The 13,285-nt window shown below is 72.5% G+C and carries 16 protein-coding genes; 13 read left to right on the top strand and 3 right to left on the bottom strand.

Annotation, left to right across the window (positions count from 1 at the left end; translation table 11 throughout):
* The coding region (locus ACFXB5_RS01475) for a type II toxin-antitoxin system Phd/YefM family antitoxin (protein WP_385201316.1) at window positions 1-337 on the bottom strand (337 nt) is incomplete at its 3' end.
* Window positions 338-421: 84 nt separating this feature from the next.
* Here ACFXB5_RS01475 and ACFXB5_RS01470 point away from each other — a divergent pair.
* The 5 genes from ACFXB5_RS01470 (at window position 422) to ACFXB5_RS01450 (ending at window position 3,881) form a co-directional block, all read left to right on the top strand.
* Window positions 422-1,057: an ATP-dependent Clp protease proteolytic subunit gene (locus ACFXB5_RS01470; RefSeq protein ID WP_385201314.1), complete on the top strand. Its 636-nt coding sequence runs from the start codon at window positions 422-424 to the stop codon at window positions 1,055-1,057.
* Window positions 1,058-1,062: 5 nt separating this feature from the next.
* The gene (locus ACFXB5_RS01465; protein ID WP_385201312.1) at window positions 1,063-1,371 is read left to right on the top strand and encodes a hypothetical protein; all 309 of its coding nucleotides are present in this window, start codon (window positions 1,063-1,065) and stop codon (window positions 1,369-1,371) included.
* Between the two features lie 351 nt (window positions 1,372-1,722).
* A complete protein-coding gene (locus tag ACFXB5_RS01460) occupies window positions 1,723-2,196 on the top strand; it encodes a C40 family peptidase (RefSeq protein ID WP_385201310.1) in 474 nt (157 codons plus the stop codon).
* 87 nt (window positions 2,197-2,283) lie between these two features.
* Window positions 2,284-2,679 (top strand): VOC family protein, encoded by a 396-nt coding sequence (locus tag ACFXB5_RS01455; protein WP_385201308.1) that lies wholly within the window; start codon window positions 2,284-2,286, stop codon window positions 2,677-2,679.
* Entirely contained in the window at window positions 2,676-3,881 is a 1,206-nt protein-coding gene (locus ACFXB5_RS01450) for a hypothetical protein (RefSeq protein WP_385201305.1), read from the top strand. Before ACFXB5_RS01455 ends, ACFXB5_RS01450 begins: the two co-directional genes overlap by 4 nt.
* A gap of 25 nt (window positions 3,882-3,906) precedes the next feature.
* Here the strand turns inward: ACFXB5_RS01450 and ACFXB5_RS01445 are convergent, their stop codons facing one another.
* On the bottom strand, window positions 3,907-4,335 hold the full coding sequence (locus ACFXB5_RS01445) for an ATP-binding protein (RefSeq protein ID WP_385201304.1): 429 nt from the start codon (window positions 4,333-4,335) through the stop codon (window positions 3,907-3,909).
* A gap of 275 nt (window positions 4,336-4,610) precedes the next feature.
* Here ACFXB5_RS01445 and ACFXB5_RS01440 point away from each other — a divergent pair, with 275 nt between their 5' ends.
* On the top strand, window positions 4,611-5,480 hold the full coding sequence (locus ACFXB5_RS01440) for a helix-turn-helix transcriptional regulator (RefSeq protein WP_020866587.1): 870 nt from the start codon (window positions 4,611-4,613) through the stop codon (window positions 5,478-5,480).
* 18 nt (window positions 5,481-5,498) lie between these two features.
* On the top strand, window positions 5,499-5,726 hold the full coding sequence (locus tag ACFXB5_RS01435) for a DUF397 domain-containing protein (protein ID WP_385201301.1): 228 nt from the start codon (window positions 5,499-5,501) through the stop codon (window positions 5,724-5,726).
* 82 nt (window positions 5,727-5,808) lie between these two features.
* Here the strand turns inward: ACFXB5_RS01435 and ACFXB5_RS01430 are convergent, their stop codons facing one another.
* On the bottom strand, window positions 5,809-6,996 hold the full coding sequence (locus tag ACFXB5_RS01430; RefSeq protein ID WP_385201299.1) for an 8-amino-7-oxononanoate synthase: 1,188 nt from the start codon (window positions 6,994-6,996) through the stop codon (window positions 5,809-5,811).
* A gap of 169 nt (window positions 6,997-7,165) precedes the next feature.
* Between ACFXB5_RS01430 and bioB the strand changes: the two genes are divergently transcribed.
* The 6 genes from bioB to ACFXB5_RS01400 all read left to right on the top strand — a co-directional run bounded on the left by bioB (window position 7,166) and on the right by ACFXB5_RS01400 (window position 13,271).
* Complete coding sequence (gene bioB / locus ACFXB5_RS01425) at window positions 7,166-8,395, top strand: biotin synthase BioB (RefSeq protein WP_385201297.1); 1,230 nt, start codon at window positions 7,166-7,168, stop codon at window positions 8,393-8,395.
* Entirely contained in the window at window positions 8,388-9,704 is a 1,317-nt protein-coding gene (locus tag ACFXB5_RS01420) for an adenosylmethionine--8-amino-7-oxononanoate transaminase (protein ID WP_385201295.1), read from the top strand. Before bioB ends, ACFXB5_RS01420 begins: the two co-directional genes overlap by 8 nt.
* Window positions 9,705-9,831: 127 nt before the next feature.
* Window positions 9,832-10,536, top strand: a complete 705-nt coding sequence (gene bioD / locus ACFXB5_RS01415; RefSeq protein WP_385201293.1) for a dethiobiotin synthase — start codon at window positions 9,832-9,834, stop codon at window positions 10,534-10,536.
* A 98-nt stretch (window positions 10,537-10,634) separates the two neighbouring features.
* Window positions 10,635-11,318: a class I SAM-dependent methyltransferase gene (locus ACFXB5_RS01410; protein WP_385201291.1), complete on the top strand. Its 684-nt coding sequence runs from the start codon at window positions 10,635-10,637 to the stop codon at window positions 11,316-11,318.
* Between the two features lie 110 nt (window positions 11,319-11,428).
* Window positions 11,429-12,247: an ABC transporter ATP-binding protein gene (locus ACFXB5_RS01405; RefSeq protein ID WP_385201289.1), complete on the top strand. Its 819-nt coding sequence runs from the start codon at window positions 11,429-11,431 to the stop codon at window positions 12,245-12,247.
* Window positions 12,248-12,353: 106 nt separating this feature from the next.
* Window positions 12,354-13,271, top strand: a complete 918-nt coding sequence (locus ACFXB5_RS01400) for a TIGR03621 family F420-dependent LLM class oxidoreductase (RefSeq protein WP_385201287.1) — start codon at window positions 12,354-12,356, stop codon at window positions 13,269-13,271.
* Window positions 13,272-13,285: the final 14 nt, after the last annotated feature.

Genomic DNA, 13,285 nt, shown 5'->3' with positions numbered 1-13,285 from the left:
GCCCGGGGGGCCCCCCCGGCCGCCCCCCCCCCCCCCCGGCCGCCCGCGCCCGCCCCCCCCCCCCGCCCCCCCCGCCGCTGTGTTCCGCCGCGATGCCGAAGCGCCGCCGTTCGCCCGGAGCGGACGAGGTGGGGCGCATCGATGACACGGTGCTGATCACCTGTTCCTCCTCGCCCGTCTCGATCTCCTCGAGTCGCCGCAGGTCCGCGGCGGACACCAGGGCGACAAGCGGCTTCCCGTGGCGCGTGACGACCACCCTCTCGCCGCCGTACACCACGCGGTTGATCAGCTCCGCGAGCTCTGCACGGGCTTGCGTCACCGGAATCTCGTAAGCCATGCCCCCATCATATCTGGATGTACATCCTGTACATTTTTTACGGAGCCAATGACACCGCGAACGACGACGCCGAGAGGTGACGCGATGGAACGACCGACCGCGCGCTATGTCCTGCCCGAGTTCACCGAGCGCACCAGCTCGGGGACGCACACCATGGACCCGTACTCCAAGCTGCTCTCCGAGCGCATCGTCTTCCTCGGCACCCCGATCGACGACACCGCCGCCAACGATGTGATCGCGCAGCTGATCCATCTCGAGCACGCCGCGCCCGACCAGGACATCTCGCTCTACATCAACTCGCCCGGCGGCTCATTCGGGGCCATGACGGCGGTCTACGACACCATGCGCTTCGTCTCCTGCGACATCGAGACGGTCTGCCTGGGCCAGGCCGCCTCGGCGGCCGCCGTACTGCTGGCCGCCGGCACCCCGGGCAAGCGCCTGGCCCTGCCGGGCGCGCGGATCCTCATCCACCAGGCCGCGTTCAGCGAGCCGGTCGAGGGCACCACCTCGGATCTGGAGATCCAGGCCAATGAGCTGCGGCGCACCCAGCGAATGCTCGAGGAGATGCTGGTGCGGCACACCGGCCGGAGCGCCGAGCGGATCCGGGCCGACATCGACCGCGACAAGATCTTCGACGCCGAGGGCGCGAGGGCCTACGGGCTGGTGGACGAGGTCACCCAGAGCCGTAAGCGGCCGGGCCCGCCGCCGCGGGCGAGGTGAGCGCGGTGCTGCCACCGGAGCTGCCCCCGCTGCCCGCGCTCACCCGCGCGGAGGGAAACGTGATCGACGGCTATCTGGAGGTGGTCGATCTGCTGGGCCGGATCAATCCGGCGCGCGGCCGCGACACCTACGGCAGTCTGCGGGCCGCCCAGGCGCTGGTGGGGAAGGCCACCGCGCTGCGGGACGCGCTGACGCTGATGCATGAGCGCGGGGAGAGCGAGCTGCACACCGAGACCCTGGCCCGGGCGCTGCGGGTGCTGGACGGGGAGCGGCGCGCGGAGCGCGTCACGCTGCCCCCGGCGCTGCGGGCCTGAGGAGGGCTCGTCAGGGGAGCAGGGCGGTCGGAGGGGGCTGTCCACCGTCGCGCGGCCCCGTCACCCGAACGGCGGAGCGGGATTCCGGCGCTCCGGACGGGCTCGGCTTGCGCCCCGCGGCCGCCCCGGGTCCGTTCCACCGCCCGCCCACCACGCCGTAGCACGGCCGTTCGATCAAGGTCATCGCCGTGGGGCGGAGCGGTCGGCACCACCCGAACGGCCCCACCGTGACCACCGTCACATCGCGCCCTCTCGAGTCGGAACCGGCGCCGCCCTGCGTGACCATCCCTGGAGACGACAGGACCCCGCCACCGCACCGGGGCGGGGTCGGCTCACGAAGGGTTTCGTGTGATGTCTGCGCACATACGTATCCCCAGGATGTTCTCCCGAGCGAGCGCCGTCTCCGCCCTCACCGTCGCCGCCGTGGGCGGCACCGTGGCGACGCCGGGCTGTCCACCGGAGGCCGAGGCCGCGACCGTCGCCGCCAAGGCGCTGCGGATCGCGGCGTCCAAGAAGGGCGCACCGTACAAGTACGGCGCGGCGGGGCCGAAGCGCTTCGACTGCTCCGGGCTGACGCTGTACGCCTACAAGCGGGCCGGGAAGCGGCTGCCGCGCACCGCGGCCGCCCAGTACAACCGGACCCGCCATATCAAGGCCGCCTCCCGCAAGGGCGGTGACCTGGTGTTCTTCCACTCCGGCAGCGGGGTCTACCACGTCGGGGTGTACGCGGGCGGCGGCCGCGTCTGGCACGCCCCCAAGACCGGCGAGGTGGTGCGGCTGGAGCGGATCTGGACCAAGAAGGTCTGGTACGGACATGTGCGCTGACCCGCCGTAGCGGCCAGTGGCCGTGGGTAGGTTGACGGGGCCGGGACACCGCCGTGGACCGGCCCCGTCGACCACCGGAGGCATCGCATGGCGTATCTCAACCCGGTCCGACACATCACCTTCGACGCCCGTGATCCCCACGCCCTCGCGCGGTTCTGGTCCGGGCTGACCGGCTACCCCCTGGAGGACTCCGATCCGGACGGCGAATGGGCGCTGATCGGCCCGGGGCAACCAGGGGTGCCGGGGCTGCTGTTCCTGCGGGTCCCGGACGCCAAGACCGTCAAGAACCGCGTGCACCTGGACATCCAGCCGCCGTCGGGCACCCGGGACGCCGAGGTGGAGCGGCTGACCGGGCTCGGCGCGCGCGTGGTGGACGACCGGCGCACGGAGGACGGGCTGGGGTGGGTGGTGATGTCCGATACCGAGGGCAATGAGTTCTGCGTGGAGCGCGGCGCCGTCGAGCGCGGTGTGGTGCCGGCATGAGCGAGCCCTTCCAGGCGGACCGGACCTACGACCAGGTGTATCTGCTCTTCGTCGACACCTCCGGATATTCGACGATCGTCCGCTCGAACCCCAGGGACCGGGCCGCCCACGCCTTCGATCTGCTGCGCGAGCGGATGCGCGCGCGGATCGAGCAGTTCTCGGCCCAGCACCGCTGTGCCCGCGGCGACTTATGGAGCTGGCGTGGCGACGGGGGCTTCTTCGCGGTGCACGACGACCGCGAGAGCGTCGCCCGCGATGTCGCGCTGGAGGCGGCCCGCACCTTTCTCACCCTCGATCTCCGCCATCTGCGGGACGAGTTCGCCCAGGCGGGGGTGGACGGCGAGCTGCATGTGCGGATGGCGCTGCACAAGGGGGCGATACGGCACACCGGCGAGGGCCGGACCGGCACCATCCACTCCCCCGACATCAATCTGGCCGCGCATCTGGAGAAGGCGACTCCGCCGGACTGCCTGGCGGTCTCGGAGGATGTGTACCGCACCGCGGGGCCGTACGCGGAGCTGTTCGCCCATGTGGGAAGCCATGAGGGCAAGGACGTCTATCTGATGGCGGGCGACGGCGGCCCGGACGGGGCGGCCAAGGCGTGGCTGGCGGGCCGGGGGCTGGCGGACGGCGCCCCGGTGCACGCGTATCCGGAGCGGCCGAGCCCCCAGGAGAAGGCGCGGCTGCTGGACGCGGCGGCCGAGGAGGTCCTGGACATGGGGACGGCGCTGCGCACCACCTCCGGCCGGCTGGTCACCACCGAGCGCCCGGCCCGTTTCCGCGACGCGGTCCTCGGGCTGCTGCGCCGGGGCGGCACCTACCACTGCTATCTGCTGGATCCGTCCTCGGACGCGGCGGCCACGCTCTCCCGCCAGTACCAGGAGGACATGACGCGGAAGATCAAGGATTCGCTGGAGCGGTTCGGCCGTTTCAAGGAGCGCTACGGGGCGGAGGCCGACGGCCTGCGGGTCTATCAGACGGAGGAGTTCCCCGGCTTCTCGGCGCTCACCATCGATCTGCGCGGGCCGAGCGGGCTGATCCTGTACTCCTCGTATCTGATGGGCACGAGCCGGTACGGGGTGATCGAGCGCGGCGACATGCCGCACTATCTGATCGGCCCGGCCGCCGGGCGGGTCCACACCCGGATCCGCCAGCTGGCCGAGGCGCGGGCCTCGGAGGAGCAGGCCCAGCGCGTGCTCTGAGCGGTTCGGGGCGGTCCGGCCGGGCTCAGCGGACCGGGACGGTCCACGGCAGGGCGATCCAGACGGTCTTGCCGCCGTCCGCGGTCGGGGTGACGAACACCTCGCCGCCCGACTCCGCGGCCAGACAGCGGACGATGACCATCCCGCGCCCGCTGTCCTGCTGGGTGGCCAGCGGCAGCCACCTGGGCCACTTCGGATGGCTGTCGGTGACCCCGATCTCCAGCCGCTGCTCGCGGTCGAGCCGTAGGTCCACGGTGAAGGTGGGCGACTGGCCCACGGTGTGCTCCACGGCGTTGGTGGCGAGCTCGGAGACGATCAGCCGCACGGTGTCGGCGGCCTCCGCTCCCGCCCCGAGCCCCCATTCGGCGAGCACGTCCGTGACATAGGCGCGTGCCGCGGGAACCGACGTCGGTGCGCTCGGCAGAGTGACGGATGCTTCCTGATGGTCTGCCATGACGGCCTGTCCCTTTCCGGCCGGGGCGCGGCTGCGGACGCGTTTCGAGGGTGGTACTGCGAAGCCGGTGAAGTCGTGGGCTGCCCCGACGGCTCTACGCGTCAGACTGCCACCAATGGCCGCTGTAACGGGGGCGATCCACCGAGTTATGCATATATCTGTCGCCCAAAGCGGTGAACTCTGCTACGGAAGACCGGATTTGGAAGGCACACTGGGCCACTGGTGCGACACGCGCTGCGGGTGACGCGCCAAAAGGAAAGCGGGAGGGAGAACTGATGCGATACGGCCCGGCGGTGCGTCGCCGCAAGCTCGGTGCGGAACTGCGTCGCCAGCGCGATCTGGCCGGGCTCACCAGTGGTGAGGTCGCCAACCAGCTGGGCTGGCACCAGTCGAAGGTGAGCCGGATCGAGACCGGGCGGAGCGGCGCCAAGCCCTCGGATGTGGCGCGGCTGCTGGAGGTCTACCAGGTCGCCGACCCGGAGCTGCGCGCCCTGCTGGAGGCGCTGTGCCGCGGGGGTGCCTCGGATCCGGAGGGGTCGCGGCGCGGCTGGTGGTACGCGTACCGCGATCTGCTGCCGCCCGCCTACCGGGATTTCATCAGCCTGGAGGCGGAGGCGTCGGACGCGTACACCCTGGAGACCACGGTGGTGCCGGGTCTGCTGCAGACCCCGGACTACGCCCGGGCGGTGACCCTCGCGGCGCTCCCGGATCTGCCGGGGCCGCAGGTGGACTCGCTGGTGGAGGTGCGGATCGCGCGCCAGTCCGTGCTGCACGGCGAGCGGCCGCTGCGGCTGCACGCAGTGCTCGACGAGGCGGCGCTGCGGCGTGAGGTGGGCGGGCCCGGAGTGATGACGGCGCAATTGCGCCATCTGGCCGAACTCTGCGCATTGCCTCAGGTGCAGCTTCAGGTGCTGCCATTCTCTATCGGAATGCCCATTGGTATGACAGGTCCTTTCATTATTTTCTCTTTTCCGCACATTAGTGACCTGGACGTAGTAGTTCTCGACCACTTGACGAGTAGCCTCTATCTGGAGCGGAAAGAAGACCTCCGGGCGTACAGCGCCGCGTTCGAAGTACTGCGCGCTCACGCTCTGACACCTGAGGAATCGTTGTCCTTCATCAACAAAATCGGGGGCGGCGCCTGAGGGGGCACCATGTCCAAAATGTCCGCCAACTCCGTCGACTGGCTGCGCAGCAGCTACAGCGTCGGAATGAACAACTGCGTCGAGACGGCCCTGCTGGGGCCCGACCGGCTCGGCGTGCGCGATTCGAAGAACACGGCGGGCCCCGTTCTGCTGTTCACCCCGTCGACCTGGGTCTCCTTCCTCGAGGGACTCAAGGGCGACGGCCCCGGCTCCGGCACCTCGCGTGAGGCCGGAACCGGAAGCTGATCCGTCAGTGAAGTACCTCTTCCGGTGAAGTACCTCTCCCCCGGTGAGCGGCTGATCCGCTCACCCTCCCGTCAGTGAGCCATCAGGCGGTCGGCGCGGTCCTCACGATCACGTCGACCGCCGCTTCGACCTGCTCCTCCGTCAGATCCGCGCGCGCGGTCAGCCGCAGCCGGGAGACGCCGTCCGGGACGGACGGCGGGCGGAAGCACCCCACCATCAGCCCGGCCGCGCGGCAGTCCGCGGCCCAGCGCACCGCCCCCTCCGGCGACGGGGCCCGCACCGACACCACCGACGCGTCCGGCCGCACCGCGGCCAGCCCGGCGGCGGTCAGCCGCCCGTACAGCCCCATGGCGACCGTACGGACGCGGGCGGCGCGCTCCGGCTCCCGGCGCAGCAGCCGCAGGCTGGCCAGGGCGGCGCCCACGGCCGCCGGGTTGAGCCCGGTGTCGAAGATGAACGTCCGCGCGGAGTTCACCAGATGCTCGATGACCCGGGCGGGCCCCAGCACCGCCCCGCCCTGGCTGCCCAGCGACTTGGAGAGGGTGGCCGTGACCACCACGTCCGGCGCGCCCGCGAGCCCGGCCTCGTGCACCGCGCCGCGCCCGCCCTCGCCGAGCACCCCCAGGCCATGCGCCTCGTCCACCACCAGCGCCGCGCCGTACCGCCGGGAGGCACCGGCGAGGGCGGCCAGCGGGGCGGCGTCGCCATCGACGGAGAAGACCGCGTCGCTGACGACGAGGGCGCGCCGCCGTGCCTCCCCCGCCGTCGCCTCCCCCTCGTCCGCCTCGGCCGCGCCCAGCGCCTTGCGCACGGCGTCCGGGTCGGCGTGCGGGACGACGCCGATCTCGGCGCGCGAGAGCCGGCAGCCGTCGATGAGCGAGGCGTGGTTGTCGGCGTCGGAGACGACCAGGGCGTCCCGGCCACTCAGCGCGGAGACGGCGGCCAGATTGGCCGCGTAACCGGAGGAGAACACCAGGGCCGCCTCGAATCCGCAGAACTCGGCGAGTTCCCGCTCCAGCGTGGTGTGCAGCTCGGTGGAGCCGGTGACCAGGCGCGAGCCGGTCGACCCCGCGCCCCAGCGGTGCGCCGCCGCGGCCGCGGCGGCCGTCACCTCCGGGTGCCGGGCCAGCCCCAGATAGTCATTGCTCGCCAGATCGAGCAGCGGGGAGTCGGCGGGGCGGGGGCTGAGCCGACGCACCAGCCCCGCCCGGTCGCGCCGCTCCCGCTGTGCGTCGATCCATGCGAACGCGTCGTCGCGGTCCTGGGGCATCGGCTGCCTCGCCTTCCGTGGCCTCGTCTCGGGCACCGACTGTCGGGTCCGGATAGAACGTAGCCTCGTCCATGCCCGGTCATGGTGTGGCAATACACACACCCCGATCAGCGCGTCTTGTACGGTCTCTCCTTGGCCGCGGGCGGTGGGGTAGGAAAGGATCGTCGCCATGGACCTGCTGAACACGCTGGTGGAGAAGGGGCTGCGGCGCGAGACGCCCACCCGCGAAGAGGCGCTCGCCGTCCTGGCGACCTCCGATGACGAGCTGCTCGATGTGGTGGCCGCGGCGGGCAAGGTGCGCCGCGCCTGGTTCGGGCGGCGGGTGAAGCTCAACTATCTGGTGAACCTCAAGTCGGGGCTGTGCCCCGAGGACTGTTCGTACTGCTCACAACGGCTGGGCTCGAAGTCCGGAATCCTCAAGTACACCTGGCTCAAGCCGGAGCAGGCGGCCGCCGCGGCGGGCGCCGGGGTCGCGGGCGGCGCCAAGCGGGTGTGCCTGGTCGCCAGCGGACGCGGCCCGACCGACCGCGATGTGGACCGGGTCTCCCAGACCATCGCCGCCATCAAGGAGGAGCACCAGGACGTCGAGATCTGCGCCTGTCTGGGGCTGCTGTCCGACGGCCAGGCGGAGCGGCTGAAGGACGCGGGGGCGAACGCGTACAACCACAACCTCAACACCTCCGAGGCGACGTACGGCGACATCACCACCACCCACACCTACGCCGACCGGGTCTCGACCGTGCAGCAGGCCCAGGCGGCGGGGATGTCCGCCTGCTCCGGGCTGATCGCGGGCATGGGCGAGTCGGACGAGGACCTGGTGGACGTGGTCTTCTCGCTGCGCGAGCTGGACCCGGACTCGGTGCCGGTCAACTTCCTCATCCCGATCGAGGGCACCCCGCTGGCCGGGGACTGGAACCTCACCCCGCAGCGCTGTCTGCGGATCCTGGCCATGGTGCGGTTCGTCTGCCCGGACGTCGAGGTGCGGCTCGCGGGCGGCCGTGAGATCCATCTGCGGACGCTGCAGCCGCTGGCCCTGAACCTGGCGAACTCGATCTTCCTCGGCGACTATCTGACCACCGAGGGCCAGTCGGGCAAGGACGACCTCGCGATGATCGCCGACGCGGGCTTCGAGGTGGAGGGCACCGACACGACGACGCTGCCCGCGCACCGGGCGGACGCGCTCGCCGCCGCCGGCTGCGGCGGCCACGGCGGTGAGGGCGGCGGCTGCGGCCCGTGCGGTGACGCGGCGCCGGTCGACGCCGTACCCGCCGACGCCGTACCGGCCCAGGCTGCGGCCGGTGCGACGGTCTCCGCCCCCGCGGGCACGCAGGAGTCCCACGCCGGCCTGGTCGCGGTGCGCCGCCGCGGCGCGGGCACGGATCTGCCGCCCAATGCCTGAGCCGCTGACCCCGGCCGAGCTGCGGGAGCTGGACCGGCAGCACGTCTGGCATCCGTACGGTCCGATGCCCGGCCGCCAGGACCCGCTGGTCGTGGAGTCCGCGGCCGGGGTCCGACTGCGGCTGGCCGAGCCGGTGGAGGGCGTCCGCGAGCTGGTGGACGGGATGTCGTCGTGGTGGTCCGCCATCCACGGCTACAACCACCCGGCGCTCAACGACGCCGCGCGCGGTCAGCTGGACCGGATGAGCCATGTGATGTTCGGCGGGCTCACCCATGAGCCCGCCGTCCGGCTGGCCACCCGGCTGGTGGAGATCACGCCCGAGCCGCTCCAGCACGTCTTCCTCGCCGACTCCGGTTCGGTGTCGGTCGAGGTCGCGGTGAAGATGTGCCTCCAGTACTGGCGCTCGCTCGGCCGCCCCGCCAAGCGGCGGCTGCTGACCTGGCGCGGCGGCTACCACGGTGACACCTGGCAGCCGATGGCGGTGTGCGACCCGGAGGGCGGCATGCACCGGCTGTGGTCCGGTGTGCTGCCCGAGCAGATCTTCGCGGACGCGCCGCCGCCCGGCTTCGACGCGGACCCCGACCCGGCGTACGAGCGCCACGTCCGTGAGCTGGTGGCCCGTCACGCCCATGAGCTGGCCGCGGTGATCGTGGAGCCGGTGGTGCAGGGCGCGGGCGGGATGCGCTTCCACTCCCCCACGCTGCTGCGGGTGCTGCGCGAGGCGTGCGACGAGCACGACGTACTGCTGGTGTTCGACGAGATCGCCACGGGCTTCGGCCGCTCGGGCGCGCTCTTCGCGGCCGAGCACGCGGGGGTGTGCCCCGATGTGATGAGTCTGGGCAAGGCGCTGACCGGGGGTTATCTGACCCTCGCCGCCACGCTGTGCACCCCGCGGGTGGCGGAGGGCATCTCGCGCGGCGAGGTGCCGGTGCTCGCCCACGGCCCGACCTTCATGGGCAATCCGCTGGCCACGGCCGTGGCCTGCGCATCGATCGATCTGCTGCTGTCCTACGACTGGCGGCAGGAGGTCAAGCGGATCGAGACCGGGCTGCGGGACGGTCTCGCGGAGGCCGCCGCCGTGCCGGGCGTCCGGGACGTACGGGTGCTCGGCGCGATCGGCGTCGTCCAGCTGGACCGTCCGATGGACGACGCGGCGATGGCGGCGGCGACGCGGGCCGCGGTGCGCGAGGGCGTATGGCTGCGCCCGTTCCGCGATCTGCTGTACACCATGCCGCCGTACATCACCGGGGACCACGATCTGGCCCGGATCTGCGCGGCGGTCCGGGCGGCCGCCGCCGCGGCCGTCTGACCCGCCCGCCCCGCTCGCGGTCGGCTCTCCGCAGGGAAAGGAGACCGACCGCAGGCCGGGGCACGCGTGGGCAGCCCGGGGCATGTCCCGGGGGCACGAACAAAAGCGAAAGGCAACGGAAACAAAGATGACAGTCCTGGTCGTCACCGGTACGGGCACCGAGATCGGAAAGACCGTCAGCACGGCGGCCGTCGCCGCCACGGCCCTCGCGCGCGGCCGCTCGGTGGCGGTGCTCAAACCCGCCCAGACCGGTGTCGCGGAGGGCGAGCCGGGTGACGCCGCGGAGGTGGGCCGGCTCGCCGGGGCGGTGACCCTGCTCGAACTCGCCCGCTACCCCGAGCCGCTGGCCCCCGCCACCGCCGCCCGCCGCGCCGGACGGCCTCCGGTGCGGCCGCACGAGGTGGCGGAGGCGGCCGAGAAGCTGGCCACCGAGCACGATCTGGTGCTGATCGAGGGCGCGGGCGGGCTGCTCGTACGGTTCGACGAGACGGGGGCGACGCTCGCCGACGCGGCCCGGCTGCTCGGCGCGCCCGTTCTCGTCGTCGCCCACGCGGGCCTCGGCACCCTCAACGCGACCACCCTGACCACCGAGGCACTGCGCGCCCGCGGGCTGGAGTGCCCCGGCGTCGTCATCGGCAGCTGGCCCGCCGCCGCGGATCTCGCCTCCCGCTGCAATGTGGCCGATCTGCCGGAGTCCTCCGGCGTCCCGCTGCTGGGCGCCATCCCCCAGGGCGCCCCCGCCCTGCCAACCGCCGAATTCCGCGCCCAGGCACCCGGTTGGCTCGCGCCCCGGCTGGACGGCACCTGGGACGCGACGCGGCTCGCCGCGTAGCGACACCCCCCGCCTGGGCAGAATCCCGGTACCGGTCATCGTCCATCCCAGGGACACCCGGGACAAACCGTCCGTACCTTGGACAAGGGGGAGCTCCCATGCCCGTAGGCCGTCGCACACCCCCGCGTGACGCCGTCCACCACCCGCTCTTCGCCCGCGCCTACGCCAGACTGAGCCCACTGGCCGACGACCGGGCCGGGCTGGGTGAGCTGCGCGGCGAGCTGCTGGCCGGGCTCTCCGGCCGGGTCATCGAGATCGGCGCGGGCAACGGACTGAACTTCCCGCACTACCCCGAGACCGTCTCCGAGGTCGTCGCCATCGAACCCGAGCGCCATCTGCGGCGGCTGGCCACCCGGGCGGGGCTGCGCGCCGGGGTGCCGGTGGACGTGGTGCCGGGCGTCGCCGAGGCGCTGCCGGTCAAGAGCGAGGGGTTCGACGCGGCGGTGGCCTGTCTGGTGCTGTGTTCGGTGCGCGATGTGCGGCGCGCGCTCGCCGAGCTGCTGCGGGTGCTGCGGCCCGGCGGTGAGCTGCGCTTCCTCGAGCACGGCCGCGCCGAGGGGCAGGTCCTGGCGACGACCCAGCGGGCGCTGGACCGCACGGTGTGGCCGCTGATGTTCGGCGGCTGCCATACGGCGCGCGAGGTGCGGTCGGAGATCGCGGCCGCGGGCTTCGAACCGCTCGACCACCGCCGGCTGCGCATCCCGGACCGGGGCCCGACGCTGCCGACGTCCCCGTGCGTGCTCGGCGCCGCCCGCCGCCCATCGGCGCCTTCCGGTCCCTGATCGCCGTCCCGTCGGCGTTCGCATTCCCGTACGCCCGCGTCCGCAGGCGCGCGTACCGGCGGCCGGGTCCCTACCATCGAGGGCACGACGTTCCGATACGGGGAGGCATCGTGTCCACACCGGCGGCAACGAAAACGGACGGGTACGCGGACGGCGGCGCCCATGCGGCGGCCCGGGCCCGGTCCTTGACCAAGGCGTACGGCAGCGGCGAGACGGCCGTGCTCGCGCTGGACGCGGTGGACGTGGAGATCGAACGGGGCAGGTTCACCGCGGTGATGGGCCCGTCCGGCTCCGGGAAGTCCACCCTGATGCACTGTCTGGCGGGTCTCGACACGGTCTCGTCGGGCCGGGCCTGGCTGGGCGACACCGAGATCACCGGCCTGGGCGACAAGGAGCTGACCCAGCTCCGCCGCGACCGGATCGGCTTTATGTTCCAGTCGTTCAATCTGCTGCCCACGCTCAACGCGGCCGAGAACATCACCCTGCCCATGGACATCGCGGGCCACAAGCCCGACCAGGAGTGGGTGGACCGGGTCATCGACACCCTCGGGCTGCGGGACCGGCTGCGGCACCGGCCCGCCCAGCTGTCCGGCGGGCAGCAGCAGCGGGTGGCGTGCGCGCGGGCGCTCGCCTCCCGCCCCGAGCTGATCTTCGCGGATGAGCCCACCGGCAACCTGGACTCACGGGCGGGCCTGGAGGTGCTGCGCTTCCTGCGGGAGGCCGTGGACGAACTGGGGCAGACGGTCGTCATGGTCACCCACGACCCGACCGCCGCCGCCCACTCCGATCTGGTGCTCTTCCTCGCCGACGGCCGGATCGTGGACCGGATGGAACGGCCCACGGCCGAGGCGGTGCTGGAACGGATGCACATCTTCGCGGCCGCCACCGCGCCGCCCGGGGCCGCCCCGGAGCCCGATCCGCTCAACTGATCCCCGGGCCCAGGGCCCGATCGGCCGGGCCGCCGAATAAGGGTGAGCCGCCCCGAGCGGAGCCGATCTCGGATACGTTCACGGTATCCGCGATCAAGGAGGGCTCATGGCAAGGCCGTTCCGTTTCGGAGTCAATCTGCTCACCCTTGAATCGGCCGAGGCATGGCGGGGGAAGTGCCGCCACGCCGAGCAACTCGGCTATGACGTACTGCTGGCCCCCGACCACCTCGGCAACCCCGCCCCGTTCCCGGCACTGGCCACCGCCGCCGAGGCGACCGAGCGCCCGCGGCTGGGCACCTTCGTGCTCAACGCCGGCTTCTGGAACCCCGCGCTGCTCGCCAGGGAGGTGGCCACCTGCGACGCGCTCACCGACGGCCGGCTGGAGCTCGGCCTGGGCGCCGGCTATGTCAAGGCCGAGCACGACAGCGCCGGGCTGCCGTTCGGTTCGCCACGGGAGCGGGTGGACCATCTGGTGCACACCGTGGCCGAGTTGGAGCGGCTGCTGACCGATTCCGAGCACCGGCCGCGGTCCACCCAGTCCCCGCGCCCGCCGCTGCTGCTCGGCGGCAACGGCGACCGGCTGCTGCGGCTGGCCGCGCGCCACGCGGACATCACGGCCTTCACCGGCGCGGTGCAGCCCGCCGGCAAGCCCCAGGGCACCCTCCAGCTGATCAGTCCCGAGGCGCTGGAGGGCCGGGTCGCCGCCTTCCGCCGCTTCGCCGCCGAAGCGGGGAGGACCAAGGGGACCGACGAGAGCGATGACGCCATCGAGCTGAACTACCTCATCCAGATGGTCGGCCCCACCGACGACCGGCGCGCCAAGGCGCGTGAGCTGGCCCCGTACGCACCGGACCTCACCGAGGACCAGTTGCTGGAGCACCCGGCGCTGCTGCTGGGCGACGCCAAGGAGATGGCGGAGCAGCTGCGGGCCCACCGCGAGCGGTTCGGCTTCTCGTACTTCGCCGTGCTGGAGCACAACATGGAGGCGTTCGCCCTGGTGATCGAGGAGCTGCACGGCAGCTGACCCGGCGGAATCCC

The sequence above is a fragment of the Streptomyces sp. NPDC059455 genome (genome assembly GCF_042750115.1).
Taxonomy (GTDB): Bacteria; Actinomycetota; Actinomycetes; order Streptomycetales; family Streptomycetaceae; genus Streptomyces; species Streptomyces endocoffeicus.
Note: the sequence above shows the minus strand (reverse complement) of the source record. Positions and strands in the feature narration are given on the sequence as shown.

What these genes read in the sequence shown, in the direction of transcription:
- ACFXB5_RS01470 (WP_385201314.1), top strand. Translation starts at nt 422, where the DNA reads ATGGAACGACCGACCGCGCGCTATGTCCTGCCCGAGTTCACCGAGCGC.
- ACFXB5_RS01460 (WP_385201310.1), top strand. Translation starts at nt 1,723, where the DNA reads ATGTCTGCGCACATACGTATCCCCAGGATGTTCTCCCGAGCGAGCGCC.
- ACFXB5_RS01455 (WP_385201308.1), top strand. Translation starts at nt 2,284, where the DNA reads ATGGCGTATCTCAACCCGGTCCGACACATCACCTTCGACGCCCGTGAT.
- ACFXB5_RS01450 (WP_385201305.1), top strand. Translation starts at nt 2,676, where the DNA reads ATGAGCGAGCCCTTCCAGGCGGACCGGACCTACGACCAGGTGTATCTG.
- ACFXB5_RS01445 (WP_385201304.1), bottom strand. Translation starts at nt 4,335, where the DNA reads ATGGCAGACCATCAGGAAGCATCCGTCACTCTGCCGAGCGCACCGACG.
- ACFXB5_RS01440 (WP_020866587.1), top strand. Translation starts at nt 4,611, where the DNA reads ATGCGATACGGCCCGGCGGTGCGTCGCCGCAAGCTCGGTGCGGAACTG.
- ACFXB5_RS01435 (WP_385201301.1), top strand. Translation starts at nt 5,499, where the DNA reads ATGTCCGCCAACTCCGTCGACTGGCTGCGCAGCAGCTACAGCGTCGGA.
- ACFXB5_RS01430 (WP_385201299.1), bottom strand. Translation starts at nt 6,996, where the DNA reads ATGCCCCAGGACCGCGACGACGCGTTCGCATGGATCGACGCACAGCGG.
- bioB (WP_385201297.1), top strand. Translation starts at nt 7,166, where the DNA reads ATGGACCTGCTGAACACGCTGGTGGAGAAGGGGCTGCGGCGCGAGACG.
- ACFXB5_RS01420 (WP_385201295.1), top strand. Translation starts at nt 8,388, where the DNA reads ATGCCTGAGCCGCTGACCCCGGCCGAGCTGCGGGAGCTGGACCGGCAG.
- bioD (WP_385201293.1), top strand. Translation starts at nt 9,832, where the DNA reads ATGACAGTCCTGGTCGTCACCGGTACGGGCACCGAGATCGGAAAGACC.
- ACFXB5_RS01410 (WP_385201291.1), top strand. Translation starts at nt 10,635, where the DNA reads ATGCCCGTAGGCCGTCGCACACCCCCGCGTGACGCCGTCCACCACCCG.
- ACFXB5_RS01400 (WP_385201287.1), top strand. Translation starts at nt 12,354, where the DNA reads ATGGCAAGGCCGTTCCGTTTCGGAGTCAATCTGCTCACCCTTGAATCG.